The 315-nt window shown below is 67.6% G+C and carries 1 protein-coding gene; it reads left to right on the forward strand.

Annotation, left to right across the window (positions count from 1 at the left end; translation table 11 throughout):
• Positions 1-315: L-serine ammonia-lyase, iron-sulfur-dependent, subunit alpha (locus tag AC5RV1_RS21420; RefSeq protein WP_493995963.1), on the forward strand; the 315-nt coding region annotated here is incomplete at both ends.

A 315-nucleotide genomic window follows, 5' to 3' on the forward strand; every position in this document is an offset into this window, starting at 1 on the left:
AGGTGGGCTGCCAGGGCGAGGTCGGGTCGGCGTCGTCGATGGCTGCCGCGGGGCTGGCCGAGGTGATGGGCGGGACCCCTGCGCAGGTGGAAAACGCCGCGGAGATCGCGATGGAGCACAACCTGGGCCTGACGTGTGATCCGATCGGCGGGCTGGTCCAGGTGCCGTGCATCGAACGCAACGCGATCGCCGCAGCGAAGGCCATCAATGCCGCGAAGATGGCGCTCTGGGGCGACGGGTCCCACCGGGTGTCCCTGGACGAGGTCATCATCACGATGCGCGAGACCGGCAAGGACATGAGCTCCAAATACAAGG

It is taken from the genome of Arthrobacter sp. Hb9-2, assembly GCF_059091165.1.